Source organism: Methylobacterium sp. Leaf361, from assembly GCF_001424445.1.
Lineage (GTDB): Bacteria > Pseudomonadota > Alphaproteobacteria > Rhizobiales > Beijerinckiaceae > Methylobacterium.
In genome coordinates this window covers 535,954-551,019 of sequence record NZ_LMPY01000012.1, presented here as the reverse complement: position 1 = coordinate 551,019, position 15,066 = coordinate 535,954, and the positions used below count along the sequence as shown (strand labels likewise).

15 protein-coding genes are annotated in these 15,066 nt (G+C 67.0%); 1 reads left to right on the top strand and 14 read right to left on the bottom strand.

From position 1 onward, the window contains the following. Nucleotides 1-56 precede the first annotated feature (56 nt). Nucleotides 57-287 (top strand): DUF6429 family protein, encoded by a 231-nt coding sequence (locus ASG32_RS12115; protein ID WP_056526100.1) that lies wholly within the window; start codon nucleotides 57-59, stop codon nucleotides 285-287. 21 nt (nucleotides 288-308) lie between these two features. Here ASG32_RS12115 and ASG32_RS12110 read toward each other — a convergent pair whose 3' ends face one another. The 14 genes from ASG32_RS12110 to acnA form a co-directional block, all read right to left on the bottom strand. After that, nucleotides 309-1,829 carry an IS66 family transposase gene (locus ASG32_RS12110; protein ID WP_056526097.1) on the bottom strand — a complete coding sequence of 507 codons (1,521 nt, stop codon included), beginning with the start codon at nucleotides 1,827-1,829 and terminating at the stop codon, nucleotides 309-311. 68 nt (nucleotides 1,830-1,897) lie between these two features. Then, on the bottom strand, nucleotides 1,898-2,254 hold the full coding sequence (gene tnpB, locus ASG32_RS12105; RefSeq protein ID WP_056526094.1) for an IS66 family insertion sequence element accessory protein TnpB: 357 nt from the start codon (nucleotides 2,252-2,254) through the stop codon (nucleotides 1,898-1,900). Beyond that, complete coding sequence (locus ASG32_RS12100) at nucleotides 2,251-2,658, bottom strand: transposase (protein WP_244491900.1); 408 nt, start codon at nucleotides 2,656-2,658, stop codon at nucleotides 2,251-2,253. The genes tnpB and ASG32_RS12100 overlap by 4 nt, the downstream gene beginning before the upstream one ends. A 312-nt stretch (nucleotides 2,659-2,970) precedes the next feature. Continuing rightward, nucleotides 2,971-3,243, bottom strand: coding sequence for a hypothetical protein (locus ASG32_RS33815; protein WP_157861944.1), 273 nt, complete (start codon nucleotides 3,241-3,243; stop codon nucleotides 2,971-2,973). 182 nt (nucleotides 3,244-3,425) lie between these two features. Further along, nucleotides 3,426-3,650, bottom strand: a complete 225-nt coding sequence (locus ASG32_RS33810; RefSeq protein WP_157861943.1) for a hypothetical protein — start codon at nucleotides 3,648-3,650, stop codon at nucleotides 3,426-3,428. Between the two features lie 309 nt (nucleotides 3,651-3,959). Next, on the bottom strand, nucleotides 3,960-4,523 hold the full coding sequence (locus ASG32_RS12095; RefSeq protein WP_157861942.1) for a hypothetical protein: 564 nt from the start codon (nucleotides 4,521-4,523) through the stop codon (nucleotides 3,960-3,962). Continuing rightward, nucleotides 4,520-4,774 (bottom strand): DUF6074 family protein, encoded by a 255-nt coding sequence (locus tag ASG32_RS33805; protein WP_157861941.1) that lies wholly within the window; start codon nucleotides 4,772-4,774, stop codon nucleotides 4,520-4,522. The genes ASG32_RS12095 and ASG32_RS33805 overlap by 4 nt, the downstream gene beginning before the upstream one ends. Continuing rightward, a complete protein-coding gene (locus ASG32_RS12090) occupies nucleotides 4,771-5,214 on the bottom strand; it encodes a hypothetical protein (protein WP_056526085.1) in 444 nt (147 codons plus the stop codon). Before ASG32_RS12090 ends, ASG32_RS33805 begins: the two co-directional genes overlap by 4 nt. Nucleotides 5,215-5,619: 405 nt before the next feature. Further along, nucleotides 5,620-5,832, bottom strand: coding sequence for an AlpA family phage regulatory protein (locus ASG32_RS32390; protein WP_082557836.1), 213 nt, complete (start codon nucleotides 5,830-5,832; stop codon nucleotides 5,620-5,622). A 548-nt stretch (nucleotides 5,833-6,380) separates the two neighbouring features. Beyond that, the gene (locus ASG32_RS12085; RefSeq protein WP_199866102.1) at nucleotides 6,381-7,577 is read right to left on the bottom strand and encodes a site-specific integrase; all 1,197 of its coding nucleotides are present in this window, start codon (nucleotides 7,575-7,577) and stop codon (nucleotides 6,381-6,383) included. Between the two features lie 567 nt (nucleotides 7,578-8,144). Beyond that, nucleotides 8,145-9,062, bottom strand: a complete 918-nt coding sequence (locus ASG32_RS12080; RefSeq protein ID WP_056526079.1) for a LysR family transcriptional regulator — start codon at nucleotides 9,060-9,062, stop codon at nucleotides 8,145-8,147. Nucleotides 9,063-9,138: 76 nt separating this feature from the next. Next, complete coding sequence (locus ASG32_RS12075) at nucleotides 9,139-10,800, bottom strand: OFA family MFS transporter (protein WP_056526077.1); 1,662 nt, start codon at nucleotides 10,798-10,800, stop codon at nucleotides 9,139-9,141. 217 nt (nucleotides 10,801-11,017) lie between these two features. Further along, complete coding sequence (locus tag ASG32_RS12070; protein ID WP_056526073.1) at nucleotides 11,018-11,704, bottom strand: hypothetical protein; 687 nt, start codon at nucleotides 11,702-11,704, stop codon at nucleotides 11,018-11,020. 311 nt (nucleotides 11,705-12,015) lie between these two features. Further along, a complete protein-coding gene (acnA, locus tag ASG32_RS12065) occupies nucleotides 12,016-14,715 on the bottom strand; it encodes an aconitate hydratase AcnA (protein WP_056526070.1) in 2,700 nt (899 codons plus the stop codon). Nucleotides 14,716-15,066: the final 351 nt, after the last annotated feature.

Here is a 15,066-nt window from a genome sequence, read left to right as displayed (position 1 = left end):
GTAACCGATCGGCTGGCACCACGCCCGGTCTGAGCGCGGCGTGCTAAACTGCGCGGATGGCGGTCGACGAGGAGCGCATCGACGAGGCGGTACTCGCCCTTCTGTGGCTGACGCTCCACGACGAGCGTCGGGCCTGGAAGGGCTTTGACTGGGAGGTGCTTGGCCGTCTCCACGCCAAGGGGCTGATCGCCGACCCGGTCGGACGCGCCAAGTCGGTTGTGCTGACCGACGAGGGCCTGCGCCAATCCGAGGCGCTGTTTCGGACCCTGTTCACACGGGCCGACTGACGCGCCAGGGCCGCGGCCTTCTCAGGCCACGGCTTGGAGCGTGGGTGTGCTCGGGTAGGCCCAGGGCAGCAGATCATCGAGGCGCCGCTGCGGATGGCCGTCGACGATGCGGGTGATGACGTCGGTCAGGTAGGCCTGCGGCTCGACGCCGATGAGCTTGCAGGTCTCGATCAACGAGGCGATCACCGCCCAGTGCTCGCCCCCGCCGTCCGATCCCGCAAACAGGGCATTCTTCCGATTCAAAGTCAGCGGCCGGATCGCGCGCTCGACGGTGTTGGAGTCGATCTCGACGCGCCCATCATCGAGGAACAGGCTCAGCCCCGCCCAGCGGCTCAGGGCGTAGCGGATCGCATCCGCCAAGTTGCTCTTACGGCTCAGGAGGGCAAGCTTCTCCCGCAACCACGCCTCCAGTGCATCGACCACGGGCCGGCTTCGTTCCTGCCGGGCCGCCTGTCGCTCCTCGGCCGAGCGCCCGCGGATCTCGGCCTCGATCCGGTAGAGCGTGGCGATGCGGGAGAGCGTCTCCGTCGCGATCGGCGAGGCGGCGGCGAGATCATAGAATTGCCGACGCACATGCGCCCAGCAGTAGGCCAGCCGCACTGCGCCGCCCTTGGCCAAGCTTTCGTAGGCCGCATAGCCGTCGACCTGCAGCACGCCTGCAAACCCGCAGAGATGCGCGATCGGTCGTCCGGCCGTGCGATCCGGGGCGTAGATGTAGGCGACGCCGGGCGGATCCGTCCCGCCCCAGGGCCGGTCGTCGCGGGCATACGCCCAAAGCTGGCCGGTCTTGGTGCGGCCGCGGCCCGGATCGAGCACCGGTGCCGTGGTCTCGTCGGCAAACAGCTTGCCCGAGCGCTTGAGCGTCTCCAGCAGCCGCTCGTGCACGGGCCGGAGCAGGAAGGCAGCGCGTCCGACCCAGTCGGCCAGCGTCGAGCGGTCGAGGCTGACGCCCTGGCGGGCGAAGATCTGCGCCTGTCGATAGAGCGGCAGGTGGTCGGCGTATTTGGAGACGAGGACCTGCGCGACCAGAGCGTCGGTGGGTAGACCGCCCTCGATCAGCCGCGCCGGCGCGGGTGCCTGCACGATCGCGTCCCCGCAGGCGCGGCAAGCGTAGCGCGGGCGCCGGATCACCAGCACCCGTACTTTAGCCGGCACCACGTCGAGACGCTCGGAGACGTCCTCTCCGATCCGGTGCAGGGTCCCTGCGCAGCATGGACAGGCGGTGCTGTCGACATCGACCACGCACTCGACCCGCGGCAGGTGAGCGGGCAGCGTCCCACGGTTCGTGCGCCGCTTGACCCTCCGGGCCTCCTTGGCGGGCTCGCTCTCCTCGGCGGCAAAGCCCGCGGCCTCGACCTGCTCGGCCTCCTCGAGCCCGAGCAGGAGCTGATCCTCCGGCAGGCTCTCGGCGCGGCGGCCGAAGCGGTGGCGCTGCATGGCCAGGATGATCTGGCGCAGCCGCTCGTTCTCGGCGCGCTCCTCGGCGAGCAGTGCCTTGAGCGTCTCGGGATCGTCGGACGAGGGCGAAGCAGGCGCGGCCACGAAGTGGATTAGAGCAGATCCGCCAGTGACTTACCACCGCGATGAAGACCATCTGCCAGTCTTTTTGCTCAGCCGGCAACCGCCGGCACGCTCACGGCACGCGCCGCATGGACGCGCTTCCAGTCCAGGCCTTCGACGAGCGCCGCGAGCTGCGCCGCGCTCAGCCGGACCACGCCGTCCTCGATCTTCGGCCAACAGAACTGGCCAGCCTCCAGACGCTTGGTCGCGAGGACCAGCCCGCTTCCATCCCAGACCAGGAGCTTCACCCGGTCGGCGCGTTTTGACCGGAACACGTAGACCGTGCCGGAGAACGGATCCGCGCCCATCGCGTCCCGGACCAGAGCGGCCAGTCCGTCCATGCCCTTGCGGAAGTCCACCGGCCGGGTGGCCAGCATCACGCGCACCGCGCCGGAGGGCCCGATCATGGGCAAACCTTCAGCGCCCGGATCACCGCGGCGATCTGAGCCGCGCTCGCGCCCTGAGTGATGCGGACCGTGGCGCCTGCGATCTCAACTTCGATGCTGTGGCCGCCGCATCGCTCCCTCAGCTCGGGGCTCAGCTCGGCAGACGTCGGCTCCTGCGGTCCCGCACTCATCACGGCCGGCACGAACTGAAGTGGGTGCTCGCCGTCGTGCCTCCCAGCCTGACGCATCAGGCGGCGCCACGTGAACAGCTGCGAGGCGCTCAGTCCATGTCGGCGTGCCACCGCGCTGATCGAGGTGCCTGGCTCATCGCTCTCGGCCACGATGGCCGCCTTCTCCTCATCCGACCACGTCCGCCGCCGACCGGCCCCGGTGAATAGCTCCAGGCGCCGGATCGGCTCCGACATAGCCATACGCCCTGACATTGACATGTGACGGAGCTCCCATTCCGCTCCGTATGTCGCCTTCACACCGTCTGCCGGAAGGTGCCGCCCAAACAGCGCTTACNGCCATACGCCCTGACATTGACATGTGACGGAGCTCCCATTCCGCTCCGTATGTCGCCTTCACACCGTCTGCCGGAAGGTGCCGCCCAAACAGCGCTTACGCTCATCAATACGCCGTCGCTGAACAGATCGAGACGCATATCCATCACTCCCATCGATAGACGACGTGCCATATCATCGATAGAATCAATAGATAAGAGCTATCGCACGTGGCTACGGACGTTGCTCGGTGTGATCGAGGGGCCTGCGCGCAGGTGGTCGCCAGCTCATCCCGAATTCCGGCCGCGCTTCCGCCTGAGAGACAGCTGGACCTTCTGCATTGAGCTGAGACAGTCCCCCGATCAGCGCTAGCATCCCGAGGCCGATCGCAACCGAAGCCAGCACTGGTGTGGCTCGTTCCGCGAACGGCCCGATTTGCGCAATCGCGATGGCACCGAGCGTGAATGAAATCGAGAGGCTGGTCGCCACGACGAGCTGATCGAGCATCGGCGAACCTCCCGCTGCGCTTATCGAGCGATGCCGCTCAGTGCGATACGGAAGCCGTAGGCTGGCATTCTCAGTTCCTGGCTGTCCAGTGGCGAACAGAATGCAATCGGCCGTCCTGGCATTCGGCGTCGCACTTCAGCGAGCTGGCGAAAGGGGCGAGCAGCCTCGAGCTTGCGATCGGATCAGATCACTTCATCCCTGATCTCGAGACGCGCCCCACCATCATCCGCGCAATCATGGGCCGCGACAATCGCCTGACCGTAATCGAAGCTGTCCGCCATGACGCATTCACCGTCGTCATCGCACAGCACGACCCAGAAAATCCGCTGCCCAGGGCTTCCTGGCGCGCCGTCAGATGGCTCGGCCTTGGCTAGGAGGTCGGAAACGATTTTGATGTGAGCGGGCATTTCGCACCGATTGGCAAGGCTATGGGGGAAAGCTGGATCATCGTCGAGCAGGACAAGGCAGAAGCCGCCAGCCGGATTGCGGACACAGAGGAGTGGGCGGGCTCGATCGGCGGGAAGACGATGCAGACAGGATCGCCGCTGACGTGGCGAAGGCCTCCCGCGTCGCGCTGCCCGCCAGCCCAGTCCCCCCGGAGATATTAATAGTAGTAACAGCAGCGTCACTGGACACAGAAGTTACGCTAGCGTCACTGGGAACAGTTCCATGTGCGTCACTGGGAACAGTTACGCCAGCGTCACTGGCTTCTGAATTTATTCCGCGGCCACTCTCATAGGCTGCGTGACTGGCAAAGCCTTCTTCGAGGCTCGCCGAGTATCGCCAGATTGGCGAGCTTGCGAGGCTATGCGCTGAGCCTCTTTGAGGTTTGTGAAGCGCCGCCACCGAGTCGTTTCGGGGTCACCGGCCGCAGTCGGGAGCCATGCCAGACGAAAGCGCGTCGCCCGGCCCTTGAAGGCCCCCCAGCCTCGCGTGCCCTGTTCTGCGATATCGACAAAGCCGATTGCTGCCGCCTCTTGGATCGCCGCGGCGATGCTGCCGCGGCGGATCCCGAACCGTTCGAAGTCGTCGAAGGTGACGGGAAGCGCTCCGTTCTGCGTGCCGGCGTGCGCCATATGCTCGACGGTGATGCGATCAACGACCAAGCGAGCGTTCAACGACATAGCTCGCCATGCGGGGCTCTCCATCATTTCCGAGGTGAACCATACCCATGGCCCCTCAGGTGGGCGATTGCGCTTGCGATCCTTTGAACTCGCCGGCTGAGAGGTCGAGCGGCCGGTGGCATCGACCTTACGAGCGAAAATTTGCGCACCGGTCATGCCGCCCCTCCTGGTGCCAGCATGAGGCCGCAGGCCACCGCGCGGATGTTGCCGGCGATCGCGATCAGCTCGGCCTCGATACGTTCCGGATCAACGCCGCGCCGCATCAGTGTCTCGCGTTGAATCCGCAGTTGCCGTTGGAGGTGAGCCTCGGCTTTCGCCGCAGTTGGCGCACTGGCCATCAGGCCAGCATGGCGGCGTATGAACCCGCGATCCCGTGACCGCGGAAAGGGAAGAATCAGCCCGCTCATGCCTTTGCAGCTCCCTGGACGGCCTTGACGATGGCTGCTGCGCCTTCTTCAAAGGATCGAGCCCGAATTTTCTCGACCATCGGCAGCTCCGTCAGCGGGTATTCCTTTTGACGGTCGTGCTCGACGTCGATGGCCGCTTCCAGCGCCTCAACGGCTTCGGGGTATGTCTCGGGGATCGGATCGCCAATTCGGTCTTCAATCACTACGAACAGATCGCGGATGTGCGGGGGCAGCGGGCCATTCAGCACCGCCGCATGAGCGCATATTTCGGAGGCCGAGAATGCGCGTCCGAAGAACTCCACCATCGGCTCGAGCTCATAAGCGCGCCGCCCCAGCTCATTGTGAATGATGCCCCACTGGGACTGCACCTCGTTCGCGATGCGCCAGCCGACGAAGCGAACGGCAGCGACGTGGAAGGCTTCCTTCAGATCAGCGGTCATGGCGCACCTCCCACATTGATCCTGGCAAGACTGGCCCGCAGCAGCACCTTGCTGAGACCTCGGCGGTGCTGCACGAGGGATGTTCGCGCATTGGGAGACAGGGCGGTCTCACTCACCGCCTGGATCCGGGCGATCTCTTCCCGGTGGTGACGAGCGCACGCATTCAGTGTCGCCACGAGGTCCGGCCGCTTCATGCGCCGGAGGTCGGCAAGGGGAGGCAGGACCCTCATGGGCCCTCTCCCATCCGTATGAGAGCTGCTGTCGCCAGCTTCTGATCGGCGAATGTCCCGATCACTTTGCCGTCGGCGTCGAACGCCAGGACGCCGCTGGTACTGTTGCGGACGGTGCCGACGAGGCGCCGCCCATCATAGACGCAACGATCTCTGGCAAGGGTGCCGGGCGCTCTCATGCCGCCACCTTTGAGCCAGCGGTGCCGATCGGCTGCAGCGATGCTTCCCAGGCATCGAGATCGGCAGCGCGCCACGCCACGAGCTGCGCGCTTATCCTAACAGGGGCGGGGAAGCTGCCTTCGTTGACCCGCCGCCACACCGTGGTGCGGCTGAGCCCGGTCCGCTCACGCACCTGCGGCCAGCGAACCAATCCTTTTCTCTGTTCCATCGCGTCGCTCCATTCGTCGGGCGACACGAACAATGTGCAGGCTTTTTCAGGCTGTCATAGGATTTTTGGGAACCCTCCAGATGTCTAACTATGGATTCCTGAGCACCCCCGTCCTGTCCGATTCCGATTGGGCAATTTGCGGCCGCCCCTTTTCCCAAGCCCTCTTCACTTGGGCGATTGCCGCTTCCCAGCTGGCGGCACGGACTGAGCATCGGACCGCGACGGTAGCGAACGCTTCTCGCTTGCTGATTCCCATAAGGATCAGCTGAGACGCTTTCCTCGCTATATCTGGTGATGGAAGCTCATCAATTGGTCGCTGGCTTTTCCTCCAACGCCCCTGATTATCGACCAGACCATTCTCCTTACATACCTGGTCTACAAGACTTATTGCATCTAAAATTCTTTTATCAAATGTCAATCGACGTAGCACCTGAAGTTCGCTCGTCAAATTTCGAAAACTTACAGGGTGCGCATATTCCTCTTTCTCGCCGTTCCGGCGCAGGTTCTTGGCCTCCCATTGAGTCTCGAGATGTGCGACGCGGCCCATCTCACACTCTCAGCGCAATAACGTTTGAAGCCATCTCGCCACCTTCAATAAGCGCGATGATTTGCGCGTCCAGCGCTCTCAATGCTATCTTCTTCTCGGAAATATAATCATATTGATCGTACACAGAGCCCGTCACCGAGCTTTTGGTCGTGCTCACGTGATTGAGCACATACCCTTGGGTAAGGCGCCCGACGCTGAGCTTCCCAAGCAGCGTCGCGGCTGTGCGCCTCAGATCGTGCGGCGTCACGTTCGTCTCGAAGACGCCTTCCCGTAAGTTCTCGAAGGCCTTGGCGAGGTTCTGAGGCGTGATCAGTCTACCGCGAGGGCTGACGATCAGCGCTCCGGCCGATCGATCCGCACGGAGCCGGCGCACGATCTCCAGGGCCCTACCGACCAATGGGATCTTGTGCTGGCGACCGTTCTTCGTTCGAGAGGGGGGCAGCGTCCAAATCTCGGTAGCGAGATCGACCTCCTCCGCTCGGATGCCAGCACACTCGCCTGGCCTCTGACCGGTCAGCAGGATCAGCCTGAACGTGTCTCGGTAAGCTGGCGCCGCGGACTCGGTCACGTTCCAGAACGCTACGATCTCCTCGTCCGACAGATACCGCTCCTTGGGAGCTTCCAGATGCCGGCGCTTCAGGCCGGTGACCGGATTGGATGGCACGAGCCCTTCGGAGACGCCCCAGGAGTAGACGGCGCTCAGTGTGTTCAGGACCCTGTTGCTGACAACCGGCGCGCGGGCCGCGATCTTATCGAGCAGGTTTGCCACCTCGGCACGGGTCAGCTCCTCGGCTCGGCGCTGCCCGAGCGCCGGGACAACGTCGCGATTGAGCAACCCCTCGTAATCGCGCCAGGAGCGCAGCTTCTTCTTGGCGTACCGCTCGATGTACCGCTCTATGAAGCCGGCGACCGTGAGCGCCGCGATACGCTCCTGCGCGGCCGCCACGGGATCCCCGCCTTCCTGGACAGTCCGGCGAAGCGCGAATGTCTTCTCGCGGGCCTGGGCCAGGCTCCAGCTGGGATAGTCACCGATCGTGTACCGCCGCTGCTTGGCGCTGCCTTTCGGGCGGTAGATGAAACTCCACGACTTCGAAGAGGCAGAGACACGCAGGCAGAGGCCTTGAGCCTTGGCGTCGTAGATCATCAGGCGCGATGCACCGTCAGCCTTCAACGATCGCACCTGCGCATCCGTCAACATCTGAGCCGGCAACCGCGCCTCGCGAGCCATTTCCCGGGTCACGTCCGGGTCACAGATCCACGCTACAGGACGGATGGCGGCGAAACAAGCTGAGACGCAAAGCGATTACAAAACAGTCGCTTGCTCGTTTCAGGCGGCACCCTCGAATTTCATGGGAATTGTACCAAGATCAAGTAAGGCCGCGGGCCGCTTCGCGGCCTGACCGCCCACGGGAAGCCGCTCCGGAGACGGGGCGGCTTTTTCCTTGCCCAGCGCGTTCCCGCGCACGGCGTCGCCGGGATCTCCCGAACCGCGACCTGGCCGGCCGACAGCCCGGCGCCAGCACGACTCGTTAACCGTCGCTCGTCCCGGACGCTGCCCGACCCGCCGGCCGATCACCGGCCCGCGTTCTCGGCCAGCTCGGCGGTTGGAGGGCGGGTTCGATGCAGCGGATCCTGCTGGCGATTCTCATCACCGCGGCGATCCTCGCGCTCTGGCGCGTCCTGACGCTGCCGGTGTACGCGCTTCGGGCGACCCGCGGCTTGCTCGCGGAACGCCGCGTTCCGGCCCGCGCCCGGAGCCGACCGCTCAGGAAGGGCCCGGCGCGGCCAGATCCGGATCGAGCGTCCGTGCCAGGGACCGCGCGATAGCCACGAGCGCCGTCACCATCGGCGTGGACGGCTCGCGCCGCGGGGCGACGAGGCCGATCGTGTGCTCCAGGTCGGGTGCGGTGATCGGGATCGTGCGCACGCCCTCCATGGGGCCCAGGGCGTCGACCAGGCTCTCCGGCATGATCGAGGCCCAGCGCAGGGTGCGCACGTGGGTCAGCAGCACGATCATCGAGTTCGACTCGAGGGTCGCGGCGGGATCCGCACCCGCCTCGCGGATCTGCTGGTCGATGATCCGCCGGTTCTGCATGTTCGGCGTGAGCAGGCAGAGGGGCAGGCGGCTGGTTTCGGCCCAGGTGACGCTGGTGCGACCCTCGAAGGGCCCGCCGATCGCCGTCACGAGGCGGTAGCGCTCCCGGTAGAGCGGGACGGAGATCACCCGCCCGAGGGGCTCGTTGTCGAGGTAGGTCAGGCCCGCATCCGCCTCCAGGTTCTCGATCAGCGAGAAGATGTCGGCGGAGGTGGCCGATTCGACCGTCAGCCGCACGTCCGGGTGCCGCTCGCGGTAGGGCGTCGTGAGGTTCACGATCATCGGCAGCGCCGTCGGGATCGCGGCGATGCGGAGATGGCCGGTCAGGCCCCGGCGCAGGCCGGTGACCTCCTCGTGCATGGCCCGCGCGTCGGCCACGATGCGCCGCGCCCATTCGAGGACCCGCTCGCCCTCGGGGGTGAAGCCCTGGAAGCGGGAGCCGCGCAGCACGAGCTGCACGCCGAACCGGTTCTCCAGCTGCTTCACGCCGGCCGAGAGGGTCTGCTGGGTCACGCCGCAGGCTTCGGCGGCGTGCCCGAAATGCTGCTCGCGCGCGAGCGCGAGCAGGAAGTCCAGCTTGTCGATCACGACGAAGGCATCCCGGCACGGCGAGGCGCCGGAAACCTAGCGGCCCGCCGGGCCCGCCACAACCGAGCGTGCCCGCTCAGCGGAACAGGATGAACGCCTTCGACAGGGTGATGCCGATGCCCCAGACGATCGGGATGCCGACCACCGCCCAGGCCAGCGCGGCCCCCGCGCTGAAGCCGCCGCGGCCGATCCCGAAGGAGCCGGACGGCCCCGAGGCCGTGGCGCCGGCGCGGACGTCCAGGGAGGCCCGCTCGGAATCGGACATGAACCAGCGTTGCGCCAGGGGCCGGACGAGCAGGTTGCAGAGGAAGCCGACCGCCAGGAAGCTCGCCAGCACGTACATGGTCCGGCCGTAGAGATCGGCCCCCTGCACGCCCGCGGCGACCTGCGCCTCGCGGATCTTGGTGATGACGAAGGGCCCGACGATGCCGGCCATCGACCAGGCGGTGAGCAGGCGCCCGTGGATGGCGCCCACGAACTGCGTGCCGAACACGTCGGCGAGGTAGGCCGGCACGGTCGCGAAGCCGCCGCCGTACATGGACAGGACCACGCAGAAGATCGCGACGAACAGCGCCTGCGAGCCGATGCCGGCGGCCCAGGGTGCCGCCGCGTACAGGAGGCCGCCCAGGGCGAAGAAGATCGCGTAGGTGACCTTCCGGCCGATGCGGTCCGACATCGAGGCCCAGAAGAACCGGCCCAGGATGTTGAACAGCGAGAGCAGGCCGACGAAGCCGGCCGCGATGGCCGCGACCTGCGCCTTCTGGCCGGCGTCGAGGGCCGAGAAGCCGGTGCCGGGCAGGCCGATCAGCTCGCCGCCGAAGATCTCCTGGAGCATCGGCGAGGCCAGCGCCAGCACGCCGATGCCGGCCGACACGTTGAGGAACAGGACGAGCCAGATCATCCAGAACTGGACGGTCTTGTGGGCGTCGCGCAGGTGGACGTGCCCCGAAGCGATCATGGCGTTCTTGGCGGTCGGGCTGGTCCAGCCGTCCGGGCGCCAGCCGGCCGGCGGCACCCGGTAGCCGAACGCGCCGCCCAGCATGAACAGGATGTACCCCACGCCCATCACCGCGAGGGTCTGCCAGACGCCGGCCGAATCGGCGGTCCGGAAGCTCTTGATCAGGCTGTCGGCCAGGGGCGAGCCGATCATCGCGCCGCCGCCGAAGCCCATGATCGCCATGCCGGTCGCCATGCCGCGCCGGTCCGGGAACCACTTGATCAGGGTCGAGACCGGCGAGATGTAGCCGAGCCCGAGGCCGATGCCGCCGATCAGGCCCATGCCGAGCCAGACCAGCCAGAGCTGGTGGATGTAGACGCCGAAGGCGCCGATCAGGAAGCCGCCGCCCCAGCAGAGGGCCGCCGCGATGCCGGCCTTGCGCGGTCCGGCCCGCTCCAGCCAGCCGCCGAACAGGGCAGCCGAGAGACCGAGCACGACGATGCCGATGGAGAAGACCGTGACGAGGTCGCTGACCCGCCAGTTGCAGGTGGTGGTGAACAGGGCCGTCATCACGCCCATGTCGGGGCAGGCGGCGGGCGCCGGCTTGCCCACGGAGAGCGCCCGGGTCAGCGGCAGCCAGAACACCGACAGGCCGTAGGCCATCCCGATGCAGAGATGGATCGCCAGCGCCGCCGGCGGCACCAGCCACCGGTTGAAGCCCGGCTTGGCGACGATCCGCTCGCGCGACAACAGACTCGGCGTTCCCTCAGGCGCGATCGCGCCTGCCACTCCAGCACCCATGATGGACTCCTCCGCCGCGGCCTCGTTTGCGGGCCTCGCGGCGGCGGACGATGCGCGATTTGTGTGCAGGGTGCCAGCGCGCGACACGCTGAGACGTCGATTTTAATCCAGTCCGGCGCCGACTGTATGCGGATTCCTCGTCAACGCGCCGTCCGGAGGCCGTATGGACCGCCGCTGCGGGCGCCGGTCTGTCCGGCGCCCGCAGCGGCTGCCGCCCTCACATGGGCGGGGTCAGGCCGTCCTTGCCGACCGCCACGAGCTTGCCCTCGGCCTTGCTGCCGTCCTTGGCGACCACGGCGAACACCTTCGACCCGGGGGTCAGGATCGCCTTGTCGGCGGGCTCGAAGGCCACGATCGGCGCCGAGGCCGGCACCACGATCTCCTTGGAGCCGTCCTTGCCGTAGCTCACCGTCAGCGTGCGCTCGCCGCCCGAGGCCGCCTTGTCGGCCTTCACGGTGCCGTTCGTCATCGCGCTCTTCACCTTCGGGGCGTTCGACGACTCGGCCTTCACCGTGCCGTTGGTCATCGCGCTCTTCACCTTGGCGCCGGCGCCCGCGGTGTGGTCGGTGATCGCATCCCAGCCGTAATGGCCCTCGCCCGTGCCGCGCATCGACTCGGGGAAGAGCACGACCTCAAGGGCGGTCATCGGGTTCTCGCCCTTGGTGGCGGTGCCGATGAAGACGCCGTCCTTGATCGCGTCGAGGCTCGACGGGACAACCCAGGCGAACTTGGCGCCGCTCACGTCGACGGTCTCGGTCTTGCCGTCGTCGGTCTTGATCGTGACCGTGCCGCCGTCGGCCTTGTCGACGGTCCCGCGGACGCGCTCGACCTGCGCGGCGAAGGCCGCACTCGACAGCAGGGCCGTCAGGCCGGCGGCGGCGAGTGTCTTGCTGAGGTGCTTCATCGGGGTCCCATCCTGGCTTCAGGAGCCGGGTTATGGGGCGGCCCACGCGCGAAACAAGGTTGCGCGCAAGCGAAACGACCTGCTCGGCGACAGAAGCGAGGTTGTCAGTCACCACCGTCTTTGCGAGCGGAGCGAAGCAATCCAGCCGGCGCAAGGACTTCCTCCGTCGCGCTGCCCTGGATCACTTCGCTGCGCTCGCGATGACGGGGTGGCGCATCGGACGACGGCACCGACCGAAAACGAGTCAGGCGGCACCCGGTGGGCGCCGCCTGATTACCGCGCGGGCAGCGGGGACGCTGCCCTCCGGAGGCTCACGCCGCGAGCGAGCGCAGCACGTAGGGCAGGATGCCGCCATTGCGGAAGTACTCGAGCTCGTCGAGCGTATCGATGCGGCAGGTCAGCGGGACCTGCTTCACCGAGCCGTCGGAGGACTTGATCTCCGCGGTGAGCGTCTGGCGGGGCTTCAGCTCGCCGGCGAGGCCCTTGATGGTGACGGTCTCGTCACCCTTCAGGCCCAGCGACTGCCAGCTCGTGTCGCCCTGGAAGACCAGCGGCACCACGCCCATCCCGACGAGGTTCGAGCGGTGGATGCGCTCGAAGCTCTCGGCCACCACGGCGCGGACGCCGAGCAGCTTCGTGCCCTTCGCCGCCCAGTCGCGCGACGAGCCGGTGCCGTACTCCTTGCCGGCGAAGATCACGAGCGGCGTGCCCTGTTCGGCGTACTTCATCGCCGCGTCGTAGATGAACATCTTCTCGCCGGACGGCTGGAAGTGCGTCCACCCGCCCTCGACCACGCCGCCGGAGGCGTCCTTCACCATCTGGTTCTTGATGCGGATGTTGGCGAAGGTGCCCCGCATCATCACCTCGTGGTTGCCGCGCCGCGTGCCGTACTGGTTGAAGTCCTGCACGCGCACCTGGTGCGACTGCAGGTACTCGCCGGCCGGCGAGGCCGCGCGGATGTTGCCCGCCGGCGAGATGTGGTCGGTGGTGATCGAGTCGAGGAACAAGCCGAGGATGCGCGCACCCTCGATGTCCTCGACGGGCTTGGGGGTCTTCTCCATGCCGACGAAGTAGGGCGGGTTCTGCACGTAGGTGGAGCCCGGGTTCCACGCGAAGGTCTCGGCCTCGGTGACCTCGACGTCCTTCCAGTTCTGGTCGCCGCCGAACACGTCCGCGTAGCGGGACTTGAACAGCGCGGAGGTGATGTTCTCCTCGATGAACTGCTGGACCTCGGCCGAGGACGGCCAGATGTCCTTGAGGTAGACGGGCTTGCCGTCCGAGCCCTGGCCCAGCGGCTCCGTGGTGATGTCGATCTGCAGCGAGCCGGCCAGCGCGTAGGCCACCACGAGCGGCGGCGAGGCGAGGTAGTTCGCCCGCACGTCGGGGTTCACGCGGCCCTCGAAGTTGCGGTTGCCCGAGAGCACCGCCGCGGCGACGACGTCGTTGTCGTTGATCGCCTTCGAGATCGCCTCCGGCAGCGGGCCGGAATTGCCGATGCAGGTCGTGCAGCCGAAGCCCACGAGGTTGAAGCCGAGCGCGTCGAGCGGCTCCTGCAGGCCGGACTTCTCCAGGTACTCGCCGACCACCTGCGAGCCGGGCGCGAGCGAGGTCTTCACCCACGGCTTGGAGCGCAGGCCCTTGGCGACGGCGTTGCGGGCGAGCAGGCCCGCGCCGATCATCACCGAGGGGTTCGACGTGTTGGTGCAGCTCGTGATCGCGGCGATCACCACGTCACCGTGCCCGATGTCGAAGTTGGTGCCCTCGACCGGGTAGCGGCGCGCGAGGTCGGCGGCCTTCTTGAACTCGGTCTCCATCGAGGCGGCGAAGCCGGGCTTGGCGCCGTCGAGCAGCACGCGGTCCTGCGGGCGCTTCGGGCCGGCGAGCGAGGGCCGGACCTGGCCCATGTCGAGCTCCAGCGTGTCGGTGAAGACCGGGTCGGGGGTCCGGGCGTCGCGCCACATGCCCTGCGCCTTGGCGTAGGCCTCGACCAGGGCGATCCGGTCGTCGGAGCGGCCGGTGACCTTCAGGAAGTCGATGGTCTTCTGGTCGACCGGGAAGAAGCCGCAGGTCGCGCCGTACTCGGGGGCCATGTTGGAGATCGTGGCCCGGTCGGCGACCGCCATGTCGTCGAGGCCGGGGCCGTAGAACTCCACGAACTTGCCGACCACGCCCTTCTTGCGCAGCATCTGGGTGACGGTGAGCACGAGGTCGGTGGCGGTGGTGCCCTCGGGCAGCTTGCCCGACAGCTTGAAGCCCACGACCTCGGGGATCAGCATCGAGAGCGGCTGGCCGAGCATCGCCGCCTCGGCCTCGATGCCGCCGACGCCCCAGCCCAGCACCGCCATGCCGTTGACCATGGTGGTGTGCGAATCGGTGCCGACGAGCGAGTCGGGATAGGCGACGTCGGCGCCGTTCTCCGACTTCGTCCAGACGGTCTGGGCAAGGTATTCCAGGTTCACCTGGTGGCAGATGCCGGTGCCCGGGGGGACCACCGAGAAGTTGTCAAAGGCCGACTGGCCCCATTTCAGGAAGGTGTAGCGCTCGCCGTTGCGCTCGTATTCGAGGGCGACGTTGTCGGCCAGCGCCTTCGGGGTGCCGAACTCGTCGACGATCACCGAGTGGTCGATGACGAGGTCCACCGGCACCAGCGGGTTGATCTTCTGCGGGTCGCCGCCGAGCGCCACCATGGCGTCGCGCATGGCCGCGAGGTCGACCACCGCCGGGACGCCGGTGAAGTCCTGCATCAGCACGCGGGAGGGGCGGAACGCGATCTCGACCTCGGCCTTGCCCTTCTGGTCGAGCCAGGCGACGGCGGCCTCGATGTCGGCCTTCTTGACCGAGCGGTCGTCCTCGTAGCGGAGCAGGTTCTCCAGGATCACCTTCATGGAGAAGGGCAGCGCGGCCGCCGAGGCGAGGCCGTTCTTCTCGGCCGCGGGAATGGAATAGTAGGTGTAGGTCTTGCCGCCGGCTTCGAGCGTCTGGCGGGCCTTGAAGCTGTCGAGTGAGGGCACGGCTGGTTCTATCCTCGCTGCGGGTTGTCGAACACGCGCAGGCAAGACCTGCGCTACGAGATCCGTGTTCGGCCTGTGTAGCGCCCGACGGGCGCGCGCCGCCCCGGGAGTGCCCGGGCAGGACGATGCGCGGGGGCGATTTGGACGCCCGTGATGCCGCGCGGCGCAGCCGCGGAGGGATATAGAACTTTTCGAATCTGGCCGCTACCGGGTCGTCATGACAGGTGCGTTTTCCTGTCGGGGACCGTGGCGGCGACTGGGCGCGCGCCGCGGAGGCCTGGGCGACTCGCGCATCTCCAACGGGCATCGACGGTGGCGGCCGAGCGCGACAGGCCCCCTCTCCCGAGCGGG

What these genes read in the sequence shown, in the direction of transcription:
- ASG32_RS12115 (WP_056526100.1), top strand. Translation starts at nt 57, where the DNA reads ATGGCGGTCGACGAGGAGCGCATCGACGAGGCGGTACTCGCCCTTCTG.
- tnpB (WP_056526094.1), bottom strand. Translation starts at nt 2,254, where the DNA reads ATGATCGGGCCCTCCGGCGCGGTGCGCGTGATGCTGGCCACCCGGCCG.
- ASG32_RS12100 (WP_244491900.1), bottom strand. Translation starts at nt 2,658, where the DNA reads ATGTCGGAGCCGATCCGGCGCCTGGAGCTATTCACCGGGGCCGGTCGG.
- ASG32_RS33815 (WP_157861944.1), bottom strand. Translation starts at nt 3,243, where the DNA reads ATGCTCGATCAGCTCGTCGTGGCGACCAGCCTCTCGATTTCATTCACG.
- ASG32_RS33810 (WP_157861943.1), bottom strand. Translation starts at nt 3,650, where the DNA reads ATGCCCGCTCACATCAAAATCGTTTCCGACCTCCTAGCCAAGGCCGAG.
- ASG32_RS12095 (WP_157861942.1), bottom strand. Translation starts at nt 4,523, where the DNA reads ATGACCGGTGCGCAAATTTTCGCTCGTAAGGTCGATGCCACCGGCCGC.
- ASG32_RS33805 (WP_157861941.1), bottom strand. Translation starts at nt 4,774, where the DNA reads ATGAGCGGGCTGATTCTTCCCTTTCCGCGGTCACGGGATCGCGGGTTC.
- ASG32_RS12090 (WP_056526085.1), bottom strand. Translation starts at nt 5,214, where the DNA reads ATGACCGCTGATCTGAAGGAAGCCTTCCACGTCGCTGCCGTTCGCTTC.
- ASG32_RS32390 (WP_082557836.1), bottom strand. Translation starts at nt 5,832, where the DNA reads ATGGAACAGAGAAAAGGATTGGTTCGCTGGCCGCAGGTGCGTGAGCGG.
- ASG32_RS12085 (WP_199866102.1), bottom strand. Translation starts at nt 7,577, where the DNA reads ATGTTGACGGATGCGCAGGTGCGATCGTTGAAGGCTGACGGTGCATCG.
- ASG32_RS12075 (WP_056526077.1), bottom strand. Translation starts at nt 10,800, where the DNA reads ATGGGTGCTGGAGTGGCAGGCGCGATCGCGCCTGAGGGAACGCCGAGT.
- ASG32_RS12070 (WP_056526073.1), bottom strand. Translation starts at nt 11,704, where the DNA reads ATGAAGCACCTCAGCAAGACACTCGCCGCCGCCGGCCTGACGGCCCTG.